The sequence below is a fragment of the Microbacterium sp. genome (assembly GCF_031988965.1).
GTDB lineage: Bacteria > Actinomycetota > Actinomycetes > Actinomycetales > Microbacteriaceae > Microbacterium.
In genome coordinates, this window is record NZ_DALZXX010000071.1 from 1 (window position 1) to 14687 (window position 14687).

Sequence of the window (14687 nt, forward strand, 5' to 3'; positions counted from 1 at the left end):
GATGGTCGGCCGCCGGTTCTGCCGCGGGCTCGGGCGGCGGCGAGGCCGGCGTTGCCCGCGGCATCCGCGGTCACGGGACGCTTGAAGTAGGCGACGAGGCCGCCTTCAGGCCCCTGCACGACCTGCACGAGCTCCCAGCCCTGCTTTCCCCAGTTGTTGAGGATCGCGGCGGTGTTGTGGATCAGCAGCGGCGTGGTGAGGTATTCCCACGTGGTCATGGCACTCCTGTCTGGCGGCATCCGCGCCTCGCAGATGCGTCAAAGGCGGTATTCAGGGAACTCCCCTACGATCAAGCGTATGCCCCAAAAGAATCGCACGGTGAGTGGTGCGCTCGGCGGAGTCCTCGGGCTCGTCGGGCTGAGCGCCGTCGCCGGTCTCCTCGTCGCGGCCAGCGTCACCCCGGTCCTCGCCATGACCGGCATCGCAGGCTCGCAGGCGCTGACGATCTTCCAGGATCTTCCCGCGAACCTCCAGGTCAACCGCCCGATGGAACAGTCGACGATCGTCGCGACCGCCTCGGACGGATCCGAGGTCGAGCTCGCCTCGTTCTACGAGCAGAACCGCATCCCGGTCACGTACGAGCAGATCAATCCCGTCGTCTATGACGCGATCCTCTCGAGCGAGGACAAGGACTACTTCAGCCACGGCGGCGTGAACGTGGGCGCGACGGCCAAGGCACTCGTCGACAACCTGCGCGGCACCGACGACCGCGGTGCGTCGACCATCACGCAGCAGTACGTGAAGAACGTGCTGATCCAGGAGTGCGAGCAGGAGGCCGACCCAGCCTCGGGCACATACGCCGACGATCTGCAGCAGTGCTGGCTCGACGCGACCAATGCGTCCGGCGCGAAGGGTGTCGAGCGCAAACTGCAGGAGATGCGCTTCGCCCTGCAGATCGAGAAGGAGTACTCGAAGAACGACATCCTTCTCGGGTACCTCAACATCGCGAACTTCGGCGGCACGGTCTACGGCATCGAGTCGGCGGCGAACTACTACTTCTCGACGACCGCGGCGAACCTGACCCTCGCGCAAGCGGCCACGATCGCCGGCATGGTGCAGAACCCGAACCAGTTCCGCATCGATCAGCCGCAGGGCACCTGGACGGATGCCGACGGCGTGGGGCACAACAGCGAGGCCGATGGCTACGCCGAGACCGCCGATCGTCGCCATTACGTGCTCGGTCGCATGCTCGCGAACGGGAAGATCACCCAGGCGCAGTACGACGAGGCGGACGCCTCCCCCGTCGGTCCGGCGATCAGCCAGCCCACCCAGGGCTGCGCCTCTGCCGTCAACATCGCCCGCAGCGCCTACTTCTGCGAGTACGTGAAGTCGATCGTGCTCACGGACCCGGCCTTCGGCGAGACCGAAGAGGATCGTCGCGACCTGCTGCGTCAGGGTGGCCTCAAGATCTACTCGTCGATGAACATCGACATCCAGAACGCCGCCGCGACGGAGATGCTCGAAACGGTTCCCGCGAACTACGACAACCAGTACTTCGGCGCAGCGGGTGTATCGCTCGAATCGCAGACCGGTCGTGTGCTCGCGATCACGCAGAACACGAACTTCAGCGAGACGATTCAGGGAGACCAGGCCTACAGCGCCCTCGTCTTCGCGACGGACAAGAAGCATGGTGGCTCGAACGGTTTCTCCGTCGGCTCGACCTACAAGCTGTTCACACTGATCGATTGGCTCGAGAACGGGCATTCGGTGCGTGAGACACTCAACGCGAACAACCGCGTGTTCACCAAATTCAAGTGCGGCGATGACACGATCACGAACCGCACCAAGGTCCAGAACTTCAACAACGCGGGCGGGTACACCGGCAACGTGCTGAAGTTCACCGCGGACTCGCTGAACAGCGGATACCTCGCGATGGCGGAGAAGCTCGATCTCTGCGAGATCAACGGCGTCGCCGACCGCATGGGCGTCACGCTCTCGAACGGTGGCAAGACCACCGATGACACCCCAGTGCCGTACGACATCCTCGGCTCGAAGTACATCTCTCCCCTCGCGATGGCCGGCGCATACGCGACGGTCGCCAACAAGGGCATCTACTGCGAGCCGCGCGCGATCGACCGTGTGCTCGACGCCGACGGCAACGAGCTGCCGATCCCCGAGCAGAAGTGCTCACAGGTGATCTCACCCGAGGTCGCCGCCACCGCAGCCTTCGCGCTGCAGGGCGTCATGAACGCCGGCGGCACGGGAAACCGGGCGAACACGAACGACGGGACCCCCCTGATCGGCAAGACCGGTACCCACGAGTCGTGGGGAACCATGATGATCGAGTCGAGCACCAACGTCACCACCTCGGTGTGGGTCGGTCGCTCCAACGGCACGGCCAGCATCCTCCGCCAGAGCTGGGGCGGCACCGACCTGAATGCGATGCGTTACACGCTCGCGCGGACGATGCAACGCACTGCGAACGACATCTACGGTGGCGAGGGGTTCCCGCCGCCGGACAACAACCTCAGCCGTCAGATCCTCACCGATGTCCCGAACGTGGTCGGCATGACGGTGGATGCCGCGACGCAGGCCCTGCGTGACCGTGGCTTCCAGGTCACCGTGGGTGGCCCGGTCGACGGCCCCGAGGGCGATGTCATCGTGGCGCAGGATCCGTCCGGCCAGGCCGCGAACGGCGCGACCGTGACGATCTCGCCGAGCAACGGTCAGGCCGCGACCGTGCCCGACGTCACCGGGCAGTCGAGGTCGAACGCGCAGAACGCGCTGTTCGGCGCCGGCTTCTCGTCGATCTCGTTCGACAACTCCTGCAACCCGCCGGGGTCGACCGTCGAGAGCACTGATCCGGCTGCGAACACGGCGACGAGCAAGAGCACGTCGATCACGGTCACCTGCAAGTGACCCCTCGCTCAGCAGCACACCCGGCCCTCATCGCGCTCGGCGCGGTGGGGGCCGTCGGTGCGGCGGCAGCGGTCTGGGGCATCGGCATCGAGCGCTACCTGTTCACGGTGCGCGAGGGGACGGCATCCGTGCTCGCTCCCGGCTCCGCGCCGATCCGCGTGCTACACGTCTCCGATGCCCACATGGCGCCCTGGCAGCACCGCAAACAGGACTGGCTGGCCTCTCTCGCCCAGCTGAAGCCCGACCTGATCGTCAACACGGGCGACAACCTCGGCCACCGCGACGGGCTCGACGGCATCCGCGGCGCATTCGAGCCGTTCGCCGGCATCCCGGGTGTCTTCGTGCACGGATCGAACGACATGATCGCCCCCTCGCCCCGCAACCCGTTCCGATACTTCATGGGGCCTTCGCAGAAGCCGCCGACGCCCGCGTCGCTCGACACCGCGGCGCTCGATGCGTTCTTCTCCGAGGAACTCGGGTGGTCGGCGATCGACAACACGGTGACCCGTCTGACGGTCGCGGGCAACCGGATCGACTTCCTCGGAGTCGGCGACGCGCACTGCGAGTGGGACCACCTCGAAGACCTACCCGCCGCGATCGACGGCCTCGGCCCGCGCGACGCGGGCACCTCGGTGATCGGTGTGACCCATGCTCCGTACCAGCGCGTCCTCAACGGCTTGATCGAGCTCGGCGCTGAGGCGATCTTCGGTGGGCACACCCACGGCGGACAGGTCTGCCTGCCCGGCTACGGCGCCCTGGTCGCGAACTGCGACATCCCGCTGAAGCAGGCGAAAGGCCTCAGCACCTGGACCGCAGGCGGCCGCACCGTGCCGCTCAACGTCAGCGCCGGATGCGGTCACTCGATCTACGCGCCGGTGCGGTTCGCGTGCCGCCCCGAGGCGACGCTTCTCACGCTCACGGCGCGAGACTGAGTCTCGATTCGCCGTTTCCCCCTCCTCTCTTGTAGACTCGGAGGGTTGCAAAACGGGGTGTGGCGCAGCTTGGTAGCGCGCTTCGTTCGGGACGAAGAGGTCGCAGGTTCAAATCCTGTCACCCCGACCAGTGACACACGAAGGCCGCCCTCACGGGCGGCCTTCTCTGTAACCACGGACTGCACCACATGCACCACATCCGCCACGGATCCTGGGGAGACCACATGACCACGCCTGCCCTCGTCGCCTTCGACCTCGATGACACACTCGCTCCGTCGAAGGGTGCCATCAGCCCTCGCATCGCGGCGCAGCTGCTCGCACTGTTGCGCAGCGTCGACGTCGCGATCATCTCGGGCGGCAACGAACAGCAGTTCCGCTCGCAGGTCATCGCGCAGCTGACGAATGCGGATGCCGCGACCGTCGCCCGCATGCACCTGCTGCCCACCTGCGGCACCCGCTACCTGCGGCACGACGGTTCCGATTTCGTACCGCTGTACGCCCATGACCTCAGCGCCGAGGAGAAGTCCGCAGCGCTCACCGCCCTGCGCGAGGAGGCCGAGCGCCTGGGGCTGTGGGAAGCCGAGCCGTGGGGCGAGATCCTCGAGGACCGCGGTTCGCAGATCACGTTCTCGGCTCTCGGCCAGAAGGCCCCTCGTGACGCCAAGCACGACTGGGACCCGACGGGCTCGAAGCGCGAAGCGCTGCGCGACGCCGTGGCCACGCGCCTGCCCGGACTCGAAGTGCGCTCGGGCGGCTCGACCTCGATCGACATCACGCGCGCCGGCATCGACAAGGCCTACGGCATGCGGCAGCTCGCAGAGCACACCGGCATCCCGCTCGAGTCGATGCTCTTCTTCGGCGACCGCCTCGACGAGGGTGGCAACGACTACCCCGTTCTGGCGATCGGCGTGCCGTCGGTGTCCGTCGAAGGCTGGGAAGACACCGCCGACAAGCTCGACGACCTGCTGAAGACTCTCTGAGCCCCTCGGGTTCCGGCTGCGGGCGATCATCCTCGCCCGGGATCTCCTCGCGCCCTAGCATGGCGTCATGGAGCCCCTGCAGATCGTCGTCCTGACCGCAGCCGTCGCGAGTGCCGCGTGCTGGATCCTGTCGCTCCTCACCCGCGACACCTCGTGGGTCGACCGAGCCTGGTCGATCGTCCCCGTCGTCTACGTGTGGATCTTCGCCGTCGATGCGATCCCGGGCGACGGCGATGCCGCCCGCCTCGTGCTGATGGCGCTGCTCGTCACCGCCTGGGGCGTTCGGCTGACGTTCAACTTCGCCCGCAAGGGCGGGTACACGGGCATGGAGGACTATCGCTGGGCCGTCCTCCGCGGACGCATGCGCCCCTGGCAGTTCCAGCTCTTCAACCTGCTCTTCATCGTCGGGTACCAGATGACGCTGCTCGTGCTCATCACCCTTCCGGCCGAGGTCGCGCTGCGGCATCCGGCTCCCCTGACGGTCTGGGATGCCGTGTTCACCGCACTGTTCCTCGGTCTGCTCGTCGGCGAGACCGTCGCGGACCAGCAGCAGTGGGCGTTCCACCGCCGCAAGAAAGCCGCCGGTGGCAGCCTCTCCCCCGGCTTCGCGACCGAGGGACTGTTCCGCTACAGCCGCCACCCGAACTTCTTCTTCGAGCAGTCGCAGTGGTGGGTGCTCTACGCGATCGGCGCGACGGCCGCGGTGGCTTCGGGCGCAGGCGTCTGGGGCGGCGCGCTGAACGCCACGATCATCGGACCGGTGCTGCTCAGCATCCTCTTCATCGGATCGACGATCTTCACAGAATCGATCACGCGCGCGAAATACCCGGCCTACGCGGAGTACCGCAGCACGACCTCGATGCTGGTGCCGTGGCCGCCGCGGACTCGACGGCCGGTCGAGTCCGCGGCGTGAGGATCAGCCGACGACGACGTCGGATGCGGTCCGGGTGACCGGTACGAGACGCGTGAGCTGGGTCACATGCGCGGGCTCGAGTTCGGCGAGCGAGGCCACTCCGAGCAGACGCATGGTGCGCTCGATCTCGGTGCGCAGGATCTCGATCGTCCGGTCGACACCGGCGCGTCCGCCCGCCATCAGTCCGTAGAGGTACGCCCGCCCGATGAGCGTGAAGTCGGCACCGAGCGCCACGGCCGCGACGATGTCGGCGCCGTTCATGATGCCCGTGTCGATCATGACCGTGAAGTCGTCACCCACAGCCTTGCGCACCTCGGGCAGCAGGTGGAACGGGATCGGCGCACGGTCGAGCTGACGCCCGCCGTGGTTCGACAGCACGATGCCGTCGACGCCCGCGTCGCGCAGCCGCACCGAGTCCTCGACGTTCTGCACGCCCTTGATCACGATCTTGCCGGGCCAGATGTCGCGGATCACGGCGAGGTCGTCGTAGCTGATCGTCGGGTCCATGGCGGCATCGAGCAGCTCGCCGACCGTGCCGCCCGTGGTGCTGAGCGAGGCGAACTCGAGCTTCGGAGTCGTGAGGAAGTCGTACCACCACCACGGCCGCGGGATCGCGTTGACGATCGTGCCGAGGGTGAGCTGCGGCGGGATGCTGAAGCCGTTGCGCTTGTCACGCAGACGCGCTCCGGCGACGGGGGTGTCGACCGTGAACTGCAGGGTGTCGAAGCCGGCGGCGGCGGCACGGCGGGTGAGCTCGTAGGAGATCTCGCGGTCGCGCATCACGTAGAGCTGGAACCAGTTGCGACCGTGCGGGTTCGCCGCCTTCACTCCCTCGATCGAGGTCGTGCCGAGCGTCGACAGGGTGAACGGGATGCCGGCCGCGGCGGCGGCGCCGGCTCCGGCGACCTCGCCCTCGGTCTGCATCAGCCGCGTGAACCCGGTCGGGGCGATGCCGAACGGGAGGGCGGAGGGGCCGCCCAGGATGTCGACCGAGGTGTCGACGTCGGGCGCGGGCCGGAGGATGCCGGGGTGGAACTCGACGTCCTGGAACGCCTGACGGGCACGCGTGAGCGACAGCTCGCCCTCGGCGGCGCCGTCGGTGTAGTCGAACGCCGCCTTGGGGGTGCGGCGCTTGGCGATCGTGCGCAGATCATCGATCGTGAGCGCGCCGTCGAGACGCCGCTTCTTGCCGTCGAGCTGCGGCTTCTTGAACTGCATGAGCTCGAGGAGCTCTTTGGGGTTGGGGAGCTGGCGCTGGACCATGGCTGTCCTTTCAGTCGGTCGTTCGCGGGGACCGGGTGCCCTGCTGCAGGGTCAGGGATCCGGTTCGTTCGTAGTAGCCGGTGATGTGGGTGCGCACGAGAGCGCGTGCGGCCTGCGCATCACCTGCGTCGATCGCCGCGACGATGGCCCGGTGCTCAGCACGCAGGCCGTCGGCCATCGAGGCCCAGTCGGTGACTGCCGCTGCGCCCTCCTGCACATAGGACTCGATGGAGGTGCGGAGGCCGGCCATCATCGCCGCGACCACGCTGTTGCCGCTCGAGTCGGCGAGGGCGAGATGCAGCTCGGCGTCGAGCGCCAGGAACTCTGCGGGGGTCAGGCCGTCGACGTCCATCGCGTCGAGCACCCGGTGCGCGGCGGTGAGGTCTCGTTCGGCGCGACCGGCGAGCGTCGCGGCGACCGCATCTTCGAGGAGCAGACGGGTCTGCACGACGTCTTCGAGCGGGAAGCCTCGGGCGGCCACCTGGAGCCTGAGCAGCGTGGACATGCCACCGGTGGGCGTCGAGATCACGATCGCTCCGGACTGCGGTCCCGAGCCGGTGGATGTGCGGATCAGACCCATGACCTCGAGCACCCGCAGCGCTTCGCGGACGCTCGACCGGCCGACGCCGAGATCGGCGGAGAGATCGCGTTCCGAGGGAAGCCTGTCACCCGGGCCGATGCGTCCGTCGAGCAGATCGCGCTCGATGTGTTCGAGCACGAGACGCCATGCGCGTGCCGGCTGCTCGGGCATCCGCTCTCCTCGTCGCGTTCGGATCGGGCTCACGCGTATGCGGAGCCTGTGGTCTGACCACAGTAGCGCGTGTGGTCAGACCACGCAATCCGGGCACGGCGACGCAGCCGGGGTGTTCAGTGTTCAGCACAGGCGGGCCGACGATGGCCGTGACCGCGGGAGGAGGACTCCCCCGAGCGATCCATGCTGAATCGTGCACCGGATGTCGCGCCGCGGCGGGGCGCAGCGGGGCGGGGCGGGGCGGATCAGCCCAGGCGTCCGCCGGACTCCTGCAGGTAGCACGCACCGCAGAGCGACTCGTAGGTCGTCACCTCGGGTGCGGCAGCGCCGTCGGCCCCCTCGTCGATGGCGACCTGGTCTCCGTCGAACACGAAGCGACCCCCGACGACCCGGCCGTTGAACACGGCCTTGCGTCCGCAGCGGCAGATGGTCTTGAGCTCTTCGAGCGAGTGCGCGATCGCGAGCAGCCGCGCAGATCCGGGGAACGCGTGAGTGAGGAAGTCGTTGCGGATGCCGTAGGCGAGGACCGGGATGCCGTCCTCGATCGCGATGCGGAACAGATCGTCGACCTGCGGTGCCGTCAGGAACTGCGCCTCATCGATGAGCAGGCACGCGATGTCGGCCTCACGGCTGTGCGCCGCGAAGAGCGCCCTGGCGTCGTCGTCCGCACCGATGAGGAAGTCGACCTCTCGCGTCATACCGAGCCGGCTGTCGATCTGCGACGCGCCCTTGGTGTCGATCGCAGGCTTCGCGAGCAGCACGTGCTGGCCGCGCTCCTCGTAGTTGTACGCGGCCTGCAGCAGCGAGGTGGACTTGCCGGAGTTCATCGCTCCGTAGCGGAAGTAGAGCTTCGCCACCGGCGCGTTACTCGTTGATGCCCAGCGTGGCGGCCGTGGCTGCCGTGGACTTCTCGGCGAGTGCGGCATCCGTGTTGAGCGACTTACCGAACGTCGGGATCAGCTCACGCAGCTCGGGCTCCCAGCCCGGGTACTGCTCGGGGAAGCACTTCTTGAGCAGGTCAAGCATGATCGGCACGGCCGTCGATGCTCCCGGAGAGGCTCCGAGCAGACCCGCGATCGAGCCGTCAGCGGCAGCGACGACCTCGGTGCCGAACTGCAGCACGCCGCCCTTCTTCGCGTCTTTCTTCATCACCTGGGCGCGCTGGCCGGCGTTGATGAGCGTCCAGTCCTCGTCCTTCGCGGTCGGCATGAACGTGCGGAGGCTGTCGACCTTCTTGCCGTGGTTCTTGAGCAGCTCGCCGACCAGGTACGTGATGAGGTCGGGATTCGCGAAGGCGACGCGCAGCATGGGCCACAGGTTGTGCGGGCGCACCTGGGTGACGAGATCGAGCATCGACCCGTTCTTGAGGAACTTCGGGCTGAACGTCGCGAACGGCCCGAACATGAGCGAGGCCTCACCGTCGACCACGCGGGTGTCGAGGTGCGGCACCGACATGGGCGGTGCGCCGACGGACGCCTGCGAATAGACCTTGGCCTTGTGCTGGGCCACGATCTTCGGGTTGCTCGTCTTGAGGAACTGCCCGCCGATCGGGAAGACGCCGTAGCCCTTGATCTCGGGGATGCCGGAGCGCTGCAGCAGCTTGAGAGCCCAGCCGCCAGCGCCGACGAACACGAAGCGCGCCTTGATCTCGTTGGGGGTGCGACCGATCGTGGTGCGGTACTTGACCAGCCAGCCGTCCTTCTGCTTCTTCAGCGAGCGCACCTCGTGGTTGGTGCGCAGCGCGACACCCGACGCGGTCAGGTGGTCGAAGAGCTGGTGGGTCAGTGCGCCGAAGTCGACGTCGGTGCCCGCCGGCACGCGCGTCGCGGCGAAGGGCTCGCCCTTGCGGCGCTGCTGCATGAGCAGCGGCGCCCACGTGTTGATGACGCGCGAGTCCTCGCTGTACTCGATGCCGTCGAACAGCGGCTGCTTCTTGAGCACCTCGTAGCGGTCCTTGAGGTACGCGACATCCTTCTCACCACGCACGAAGGTCATGTGCGGCGTGGCGTTGATGAACGTCGACGGAGCATCGAGCACTCCCCTGTCGACCAGCGACGACCAGAACTGACGGCTCTGCTGGAACTGCTCGTTGATCGAGACGGCCTTGGCCGGGTCGAGAGGAGCACCCTTCTGCTGCGGCATGTAGTTCAGCTCGCAGAGCGCCGCGTGACCCGTGCCCGCGTTGTTCCACGGGTTCGAGGATTCCTGCGCCACATCGGAGAGTCGCTCGAAGGCGACGATCTTCCAATCCGGCTGCAGCTCGTGCAGCAGAGTACCCAGGGTGGCGCTCATGATGCCACCACCGATCAAGACGACATCGACGTTTTCGGTCACCGGAACAGTCTAGTTCGAGGTCGCGACACGACCGACCACGGGGACCGGCCTGGTCAGACCGGTTCCGCATGGCGGGGATGCGCTCAGGCTATGACGCGAGGCGCTCGGCGAGGATCTCCGCGATCTGCACGGCGTTGAGCGCGGCGCCCTTGCGCAGGTTGTCGTTGCTGATGAACAGCACGAGCCCCTTGTTCTCGGGTGCCGACTGGTCGGCGCGGATGCGGCCGACGAAGCTCGGGTCCTTGCCTGCGGCCTGGAGCGGCGTCGGCACCTCGTCGAGCACGACGCCCGGAGCGGTGCTGAGAACCTCGGCGGCACGCTGCGGCGTGATGTCGCGGGCGAACTCGACATTGATCGAGAGCGAGTGCCCCGTGAAGACGGGCACGCGCACGCAGGTTCCGGCGACGCGGAGGTCGGGGATCTCGAGGATCTTGCGGCTCTCGTTGCGGAGCTTCTTCTCCTCGTCGGTCTCGTTCTGGCCGTCATCGACGAGGTTGCCCGCGAACGGGATCACGTCGAACGCGATGGGCGCGACGTACTTCTCGGGTTCCGGGAAGTCGATCGACGACCCGTCGTGCACGAGGCGCAGCGTGTCGCCCTGGGCGAGCACGCCCTCGACCTGACCGAGCAGCTCCTGAGCACCGGCGAGACCCGAGCCCGACACCGCCTGGTAGGTCGAGACGATCAGGCGCTCGAGGCCGGCCTCGGCATCCAGCGCCTTCAGCACCGGCATCGCGGCCATGGTCGTGCAGTTGGGGTTCGCGATGATGCCGCGGGGGCGGTCGTCGATCGCGTGCGGGTTGACCTCGCTGACGACGAGAGGAACCTCGGGGTCGTTGCGCCAGGCACTGGAGTTGTCGACGACGACGGCTCCGGCCTCGGCGAAGCGCGGCGCGTACGCACGGCTGGCGGTCGCGCCGGCAGAGAAGAGGGCGATGTCGATGCCCGCGGCATCCGCGGTCTCGACGTCTTCGACGATGACCGTCGCGCCGCCGAACTCGATGGCGGTGCCCGCGGAGCGCGACGAGGAGAACAGGCGCAGATTGCGGATCGGGAAGGACCGCTCGGCGAGAATCTCGCGCATGACGGTGCCCACCTGGCCGGTGGCGCCCACGATGGCGACGGAGAGTCCTGAGTCGGAGATGCGGGTCATGATGTTCCTTGGCGTCGTGCAGTGGTGCAAGAGAGGCTTCGGGCGCGGCGTCGGGATACGGATGCCGCGCCTGGCGCCGATGTCAGGGTTTCGGTGAGTCTATCGTGGCGGCCGGTGGCCGACGACCGTCGACGGGCTGGCGACGTGCGCTGGCGGCGTGCACGGGTCCGTCTGGCTGACGGTTTCCCGCCCGGCGGTCGGATACCGGTCGGATCGTCAGCCGGGCGGGGAGATTTCAGCCGTTTCGCCGTTTCGCCGTCTCGCCGCGACGCCGAGCGGTCAGCGACCGGTGCCGGCGTGGACCGTCGCGTCGCTCTCGCCGTCGAGGCCGTAGGCGGAGTGCACGGTGCGTGCGGCCTCGGCCAGGTCGGTGTCGCGCAGCACGACCGAGATGCGGATCTCGGAGGTCGAGATCATCTCGATGTTGATGCCACCGGCCGACAGCGCCTCGAAGAGGATCGCCGAGACTCCGGAGTGCGTGCGCATTCCGGCGCCGACGACCGAGAGCTTGCCGATCTGGTCGTCGTGCACCAGGTTCTCGAAGCCCACCTCGGACTGCTCGGCCGCGAGGGCCTTGAGCGCCGCCGCGGCATCCGCCTTGGGAACCGTGAACGAGATGTCGGTGCGCCCCGTGGAGGCCGCCGACACGTTCTGCACGATCATGTCGACGTTGGCGCCGGACTTGGCGACGATCTTGAAGATCTCCGCGGCCTTGCCCGGAACGTCGGGCACACCGGCGACGGTGATCTTGGCCTGGCCGAAGTCGGTGGCGACACCGGCGACGATCGGTTCTTCCATGGCTGCTGCTCCCTCTGCTTCGCGGGGGTTCTTCATGCCCTCGCCCAGGACGTAGGTGCCCTCGGACGACGAGAACGTCGAGCGGGCGTGGATCAGGACGCCGTGGCGGCGTGCATACTCGACGGCGCGGATGTAGAGCACCTTGGCGCCGTTCGCGGCGAGCTCGAGCATCTCCTCGCTGGAGATGTGGTCGAGCTTCTGCGCCTTGGGGATCACCCGCGGGTCGGAGGTGAAGATGCCGTCGACGTCGCTGTAGATCTCGCAGACGTCGGCAGCGAGCGCTGCCGCGAGGGCGACGGCGGTCGTGTCGGAGCCGCCGCGACCCAGCGTCGTGATGTCACGCGTGTCGCGGTTGAATCCCTGGAAGCCCGCGACGATGACGATCGCGCCCTCGTCGAGCGCCTCACGCAGCCGCACCGGAGTCACGTCGACGATGCGCGCCGCGCCGTGGTGCGAGTCGGTGATCATGCCGGCCTGGCTGCCCGTGAACGACCGCGCCTCGAAGCCCATCGAGTGGATCGCCATCGCGAGCAGAGCCATCGAGATGCGCTCACCGCTCGAGAGCAGCATGTCGAGCTCGCGCGGAGCCGGGATGGGTGCGACCTCGTTCGCGAGGTCGAGCAGTTCGTCGGTCGTGTCGCCCATCGCGCTCACGGCGACGACGACGTCGTGCCCTGCGCGACGCGTGTCGACGATGCGCTTGGCGACGCGCTTGATGCTCTCTGCGTCGGCGACAGACGAGCCGCCGTACTTCTGCACGATGAGGGCCACGTTCACTCCCTGGGATGTCGGGCGGATCCGCCCACGCTCATTCTACGATCAGTGCGTATGCCCCACGTCGCATGTGACGGGGCGCCACCCGCGGGCACAGCTTCGGAGCCGCGCACACGACACCCCGATGGGCGGGCGGATGCCGCGGCATGGCGGCCTCGGCATCCGAAGCCGTGCTCAGCAGGCGAGTGTGGGTGGTTCCGGGGGCGCGTCAGGGGGTGGGCGGGATCGGGAGACGAGAGGGGACGGATGCCGGTGGGCGCAGGCGCCCTCCGGTGGCGGCGAACCAGCATCCGACGATGATCAGCGGGAAGCCGATGAGCAGGCCGGGGGTCAGCGGCTCGGCGAGCACGATCGCGCCGAGGATGATCGCGACGACGGGGTTCACGTAGGTGAAGAGCGGTGCGCGCACGGGGCCGACCTCGCGGATCAGCGCGAAGAAGGCCAGGAACGCCACAGCCGTGCAGATCACCGCGAGCGCGATGAGCGCGGCGATCGAGGGCAGAGTCGGGACCTCGTGCTGCGTGACCAGACCGATCGGCAGATAGATGACGCCGATCATGAGCAGCGACAGGGTGATCGTGCCGAGCGACGGCACGTCGGCGAGCTTGCGGGCGACGATGAACGGGGCGATCGCATAGAGGACGGCCACCAGCAGCACCTCACCCGCCGCGAGCAGACTGACCTCACCGCCGAAGAGCCCCGGCCCCGCCACGACGATCGCGACGCCGAGGAATCCGACCAGCAGTCCGATCGCACGCGCCGGGCGCAGCACCCCGCGGTCGCCACCGCCGAGTGCGATCAGTGCGGCGAACAGCGGCACAGTGGCGACGAGCAGACCGGTCATGCCCGAGGGCAGCGTCATCTCGGCGTGCCCCAGCAGGACGAAGGGGCCGGCCATCTCGATCGCTCCGAACGCGAGCACCCACGGCCATACCCTCAGCGCCTGCCGCAGGGATCCCCCGCGGATCGCGAACGGCAACAGCAGCACGGCCGCGATCAGCGTGCGGCCGGCGACGATCGCCGGCGGCGAGAACGACTCGACCGCCACGCTGATGAACAGATACGGCACTCCCCACAGGAGCGCCATGGCACCGAAGAGCAGCCAGCCGCGACGCGAGAAGCCGGCCTGCGCGGTCACAACACGCGCCGCCCCTCGAACGCTCGACCGAGCGTGACCTCGTCGGCGTACTCGAGGTCGCCGCCGACCGGCAGGCCGGAGGCGAGGCGCGACACGGTGATCTGCATCGTGGTGAGCAGACGGCTGAGGTAGCTGGCCGTCGCCTCGCCCTCGAGGTTCGGGTTGGTCGCCAGGATGACCTCCTGCACCGTGCCGTCGGCCAGACGCGTCATGAGCTGCGCGATGCGCAGGTCATCGGGTCCGATACCCGCGATGGGGCTGATCGCCCCGCCGAGCACGTGGTAGAGCCCACGGAACTCGCGGGTGCGCTCGATGGCCGCCACGTCTTTCGCATCTTCGACCACGCAGATCAGGGTCGCGTTGCGACGCGGGTCGCGGCAGATCGCGCAGCGCTCCTGCTCGGAGACGTTGCCGCAGATCTCGCAGAAGCGCACGCGCACCCGGATCTCGACGAGCAGCTCGGAGAGACGCGCGACGTCGAACGTCGGCGTCTGCAGGATGTGGAAGGCGATGCGCTGAGCGGACTTCGGCCCGATGCCGGGAAGGCGGCCGAACTCATCGATCAGTTCCTGGACGATGCCGTCATACATCAGGAGAACCTCGTCGGGGGCTCGTAGGGCTCTTCACGCAGGAATGTCGCGCCGAGCACCTGGCGGATCACGGCCTCACCGTAGCGCTGCACTCCCCCGGCCGGGGTGCGCTCGGTGATGGTCGGTGCGGCGGGCGCCGCTTTCGTCGTCGGAGCCACTGCCGGCGCGGGACGGCTCGAGGTGGATGCCGGACCGCCGCCCG

General features: G+C 68.1%; 14 protein-coding genes and 1 tRNA gene. 5 read left to right on the top strand and 10 right to left on the bottom strand.

Annotated elements, in window-relative coordinates:
* On the bottom strand, window positions 1–218 hold a 218-nt coding region (locus RTM68_RS11925; RefSeq protein WP_312171141.1), incomplete at its 3' end, for a hypothetical protein.
* A gap of 79 nt (window positions 219–297) precedes the next feature.
* Here RTM68_RS11925 and RTM68_RS11930 point away from each other — a divergent pair.
* The 5 genes from RTM68_RS11930 (at window position 298) to RTM68_RS11950 (ending at window position 5684) form a co-directional block, all read left to right on the top strand.
* Window positions 298–2859, top strand: a complete 2562-nt coding sequence (locus RTM68_RS11930) for a penicillin-binding protein (protein ID WP_312171144.1) — start codon at window positions 298–300, stop codon at window positions 2857–2859.
* Window positions 2856–3791: a metallophosphoesterase gene (locus tag RTM68_RS11935; RefSeq protein WP_312171146.1), complete on the top strand. Its 936-nt coding sequence runs from the start codon at window positions 2856–2858 to the stop codon at window positions 3789–3791. The genes RTM68_RS11930 and RTM68_RS11935 overlap by 4 nt, the downstream gene beginning before the upstream one ends.
* 53 nt (window positions 3792–3844) lie before the next feature.
* Window positions 3845–3921: transfer RNA gene (locus RTM68_RS11940), tRNA-Pro, on the top strand.
* A gap of 94 nt (window positions 3922–4015) precedes the next feature.
* Window positions 4016–4771, top strand: coding sequence for an HAD-IIB family hydrolase (locus tag RTM68_RS11945; protein WP_312171148.1), 756 nt, complete (start codon window positions 4016–4018; stop codon window positions 4769–4771).
* A gap of 67 nt (window positions 4772–4838) precedes the next feature.
* Complete coding sequence (locus RTM68_RS11950; protein WP_312171150.1) at window positions 4839–5684, top strand: DUF1295 domain-containing protein; 846 nt, start codon at window positions 4839–4841, stop codon at window positions 5682–5684.
* A 3-nt stretch (window positions 5685–5687) separates the two neighbouring features.
* Here RTM68_RS11950 and RTM68_RS11955 read toward each other — a convergent pair whose 3' ends face one another.
* The 9 genes from RTM68_RS11955 to RTM68_RS11995 all read right to left on the bottom strand — a co-directional run.
* Window positions 5688–6947 carry an alpha-hydroxy acid oxidase gene (locus RTM68_RS11955; RefSeq protein ID WP_312171152.1) on the bottom strand — a complete coding sequence of 420 codons (1260 nt, stop codon included), beginning with the start codon at window positions 6945–6947 and terminating at the stop codon, window positions 5688–5690.
* Window positions 6948–6957: 10 nt separating this feature from the next.
* Window positions 6958–7698, bottom strand: a complete 741-nt coding sequence (locus RTM68_RS11960) for an FCD domain-containing protein (protein WP_312171155.1) — start codon at window positions 7696–7698, stop codon at window positions 6958–6960.
* Window positions 7699–7943: 245 nt separating this feature from the next.
* On the bottom strand, window positions 7944–8555 hold the full coding sequence (locus RTM68_RS11965; RefSeq protein WP_312171158.1) for a thymidine kinase: 612 nt from the start codon (window positions 8553–8555) through the stop codon (window positions 7944–7946).
* A 7-nt stretch (window positions 8556–8562) separates the two neighbouring features.
* Complete coding sequence (locus tag RTM68_RS11970; RefSeq protein ID WP_312171161.1) at window positions 8563–10032, bottom strand: malate:quinone oxidoreductase; 1470 nt, start codon at window positions 10030–10032, stop codon at window positions 8563–8565.
* A gap of 88 nt (window positions 10033–10120) precedes the next feature.
* A complete protein-coding gene (locus RTM68_RS11975) occupies window positions 10121–11185 on the bottom strand; it encodes an aspartate-semialdehyde dehydrogenase (RefSeq protein WP_312171164.1) in 1065 nt (354 codons plus the stop codon).
* Window positions 11186–11464: 279 nt separating this feature from the next.
* Complete coding sequence (locus RTM68_RS11980) at window positions 11465–12754, bottom strand: aspartate kinase (RefSeq protein WP_194763769.1); 1290 nt, start codon at window positions 12752–12754, stop codon at window positions 11465–11467.
* A gap of 211 nt (window positions 12755–12965) precedes the next feature.
* Window positions 12966–13895 carry a DMT family transporter gene (locus RTM68_RS11985; protein ID WP_312171167.1) on the bottom strand — a complete coding sequence of 310 codons (930 nt, stop codon included), beginning with the start codon at window positions 13893–13895 and terminating at the stop codon, window positions 12966–12968.
* Entirely contained in the window at window positions 13892–14485 is a 594-nt protein-coding gene (gene recR, locus RTM68_RS11990) for a recombination mediator RecR (protein ID WP_194763771.1), read from the bottom strand. The genes RTM68_RS11985 and recR overlap by 4 nt, the downstream gene beginning before the upstream one ends.
* Window positions 14485–14687, bottom strand: a 203-nt coding sequence (locus tag RTM68_RS11995; protein WP_312171169.1) for a hypothetical protein, incomplete at its 5' end; no start/stop codon positions are given. The genes recR and RTM68_RS11995, both read right to left, overlap by 1 nt.

Coding starts and splice junctions, on each gene's coding strand:
- RTM68_RS11945 (WP_312171148.1), top strand. CDS start 4,016: ATGACCACGCCTGCCCTCGTCGCCTTCGACCTCGATGACACACTCGCT.
- RTM68_RS11975 (WP_312171164.1), bottom strand. CDS start 11,185: ATGACCCGCATCTCCGACTCAGGACTCTCCGTCGCCATCGTGGGCGCC.
- RTM68_RS11950 (WP_312171150.1), top strand. CDS start 4,839: ATGGAGCCCCTGCAGATCGTCGTCCTGACCGCAGCCGTCGCGAGTGCC.
- RTM68_RS11955 (WP_312171152.1), bottom strand. CDS start 6,947: ATGGTCCAGCGCCAGCTCCCCAACCCCAAAGAGCTCCTCGAGCTCATG.
- recR (WP_194763771.1), bottom strand. CDS start 14,485: ATGTATGACGGCATCGTCCAGGAACTGATCGATGAGTTCGGCCGCCTT.
- RTM68_RS11960 (WP_312171155.1), bottom strand. CDS start 7,698: ATGCCCGAGCAGCCGGCACGCGCATGGCGTCTCGTGCTCGAACACATC.
- RTM68_RS11930 (WP_312171144.1), top strand. CDS start 298: ATGCCCCAAAAGAATCGCACGGTGAGTGGTGCGCTCGGCGGAGTCCTC.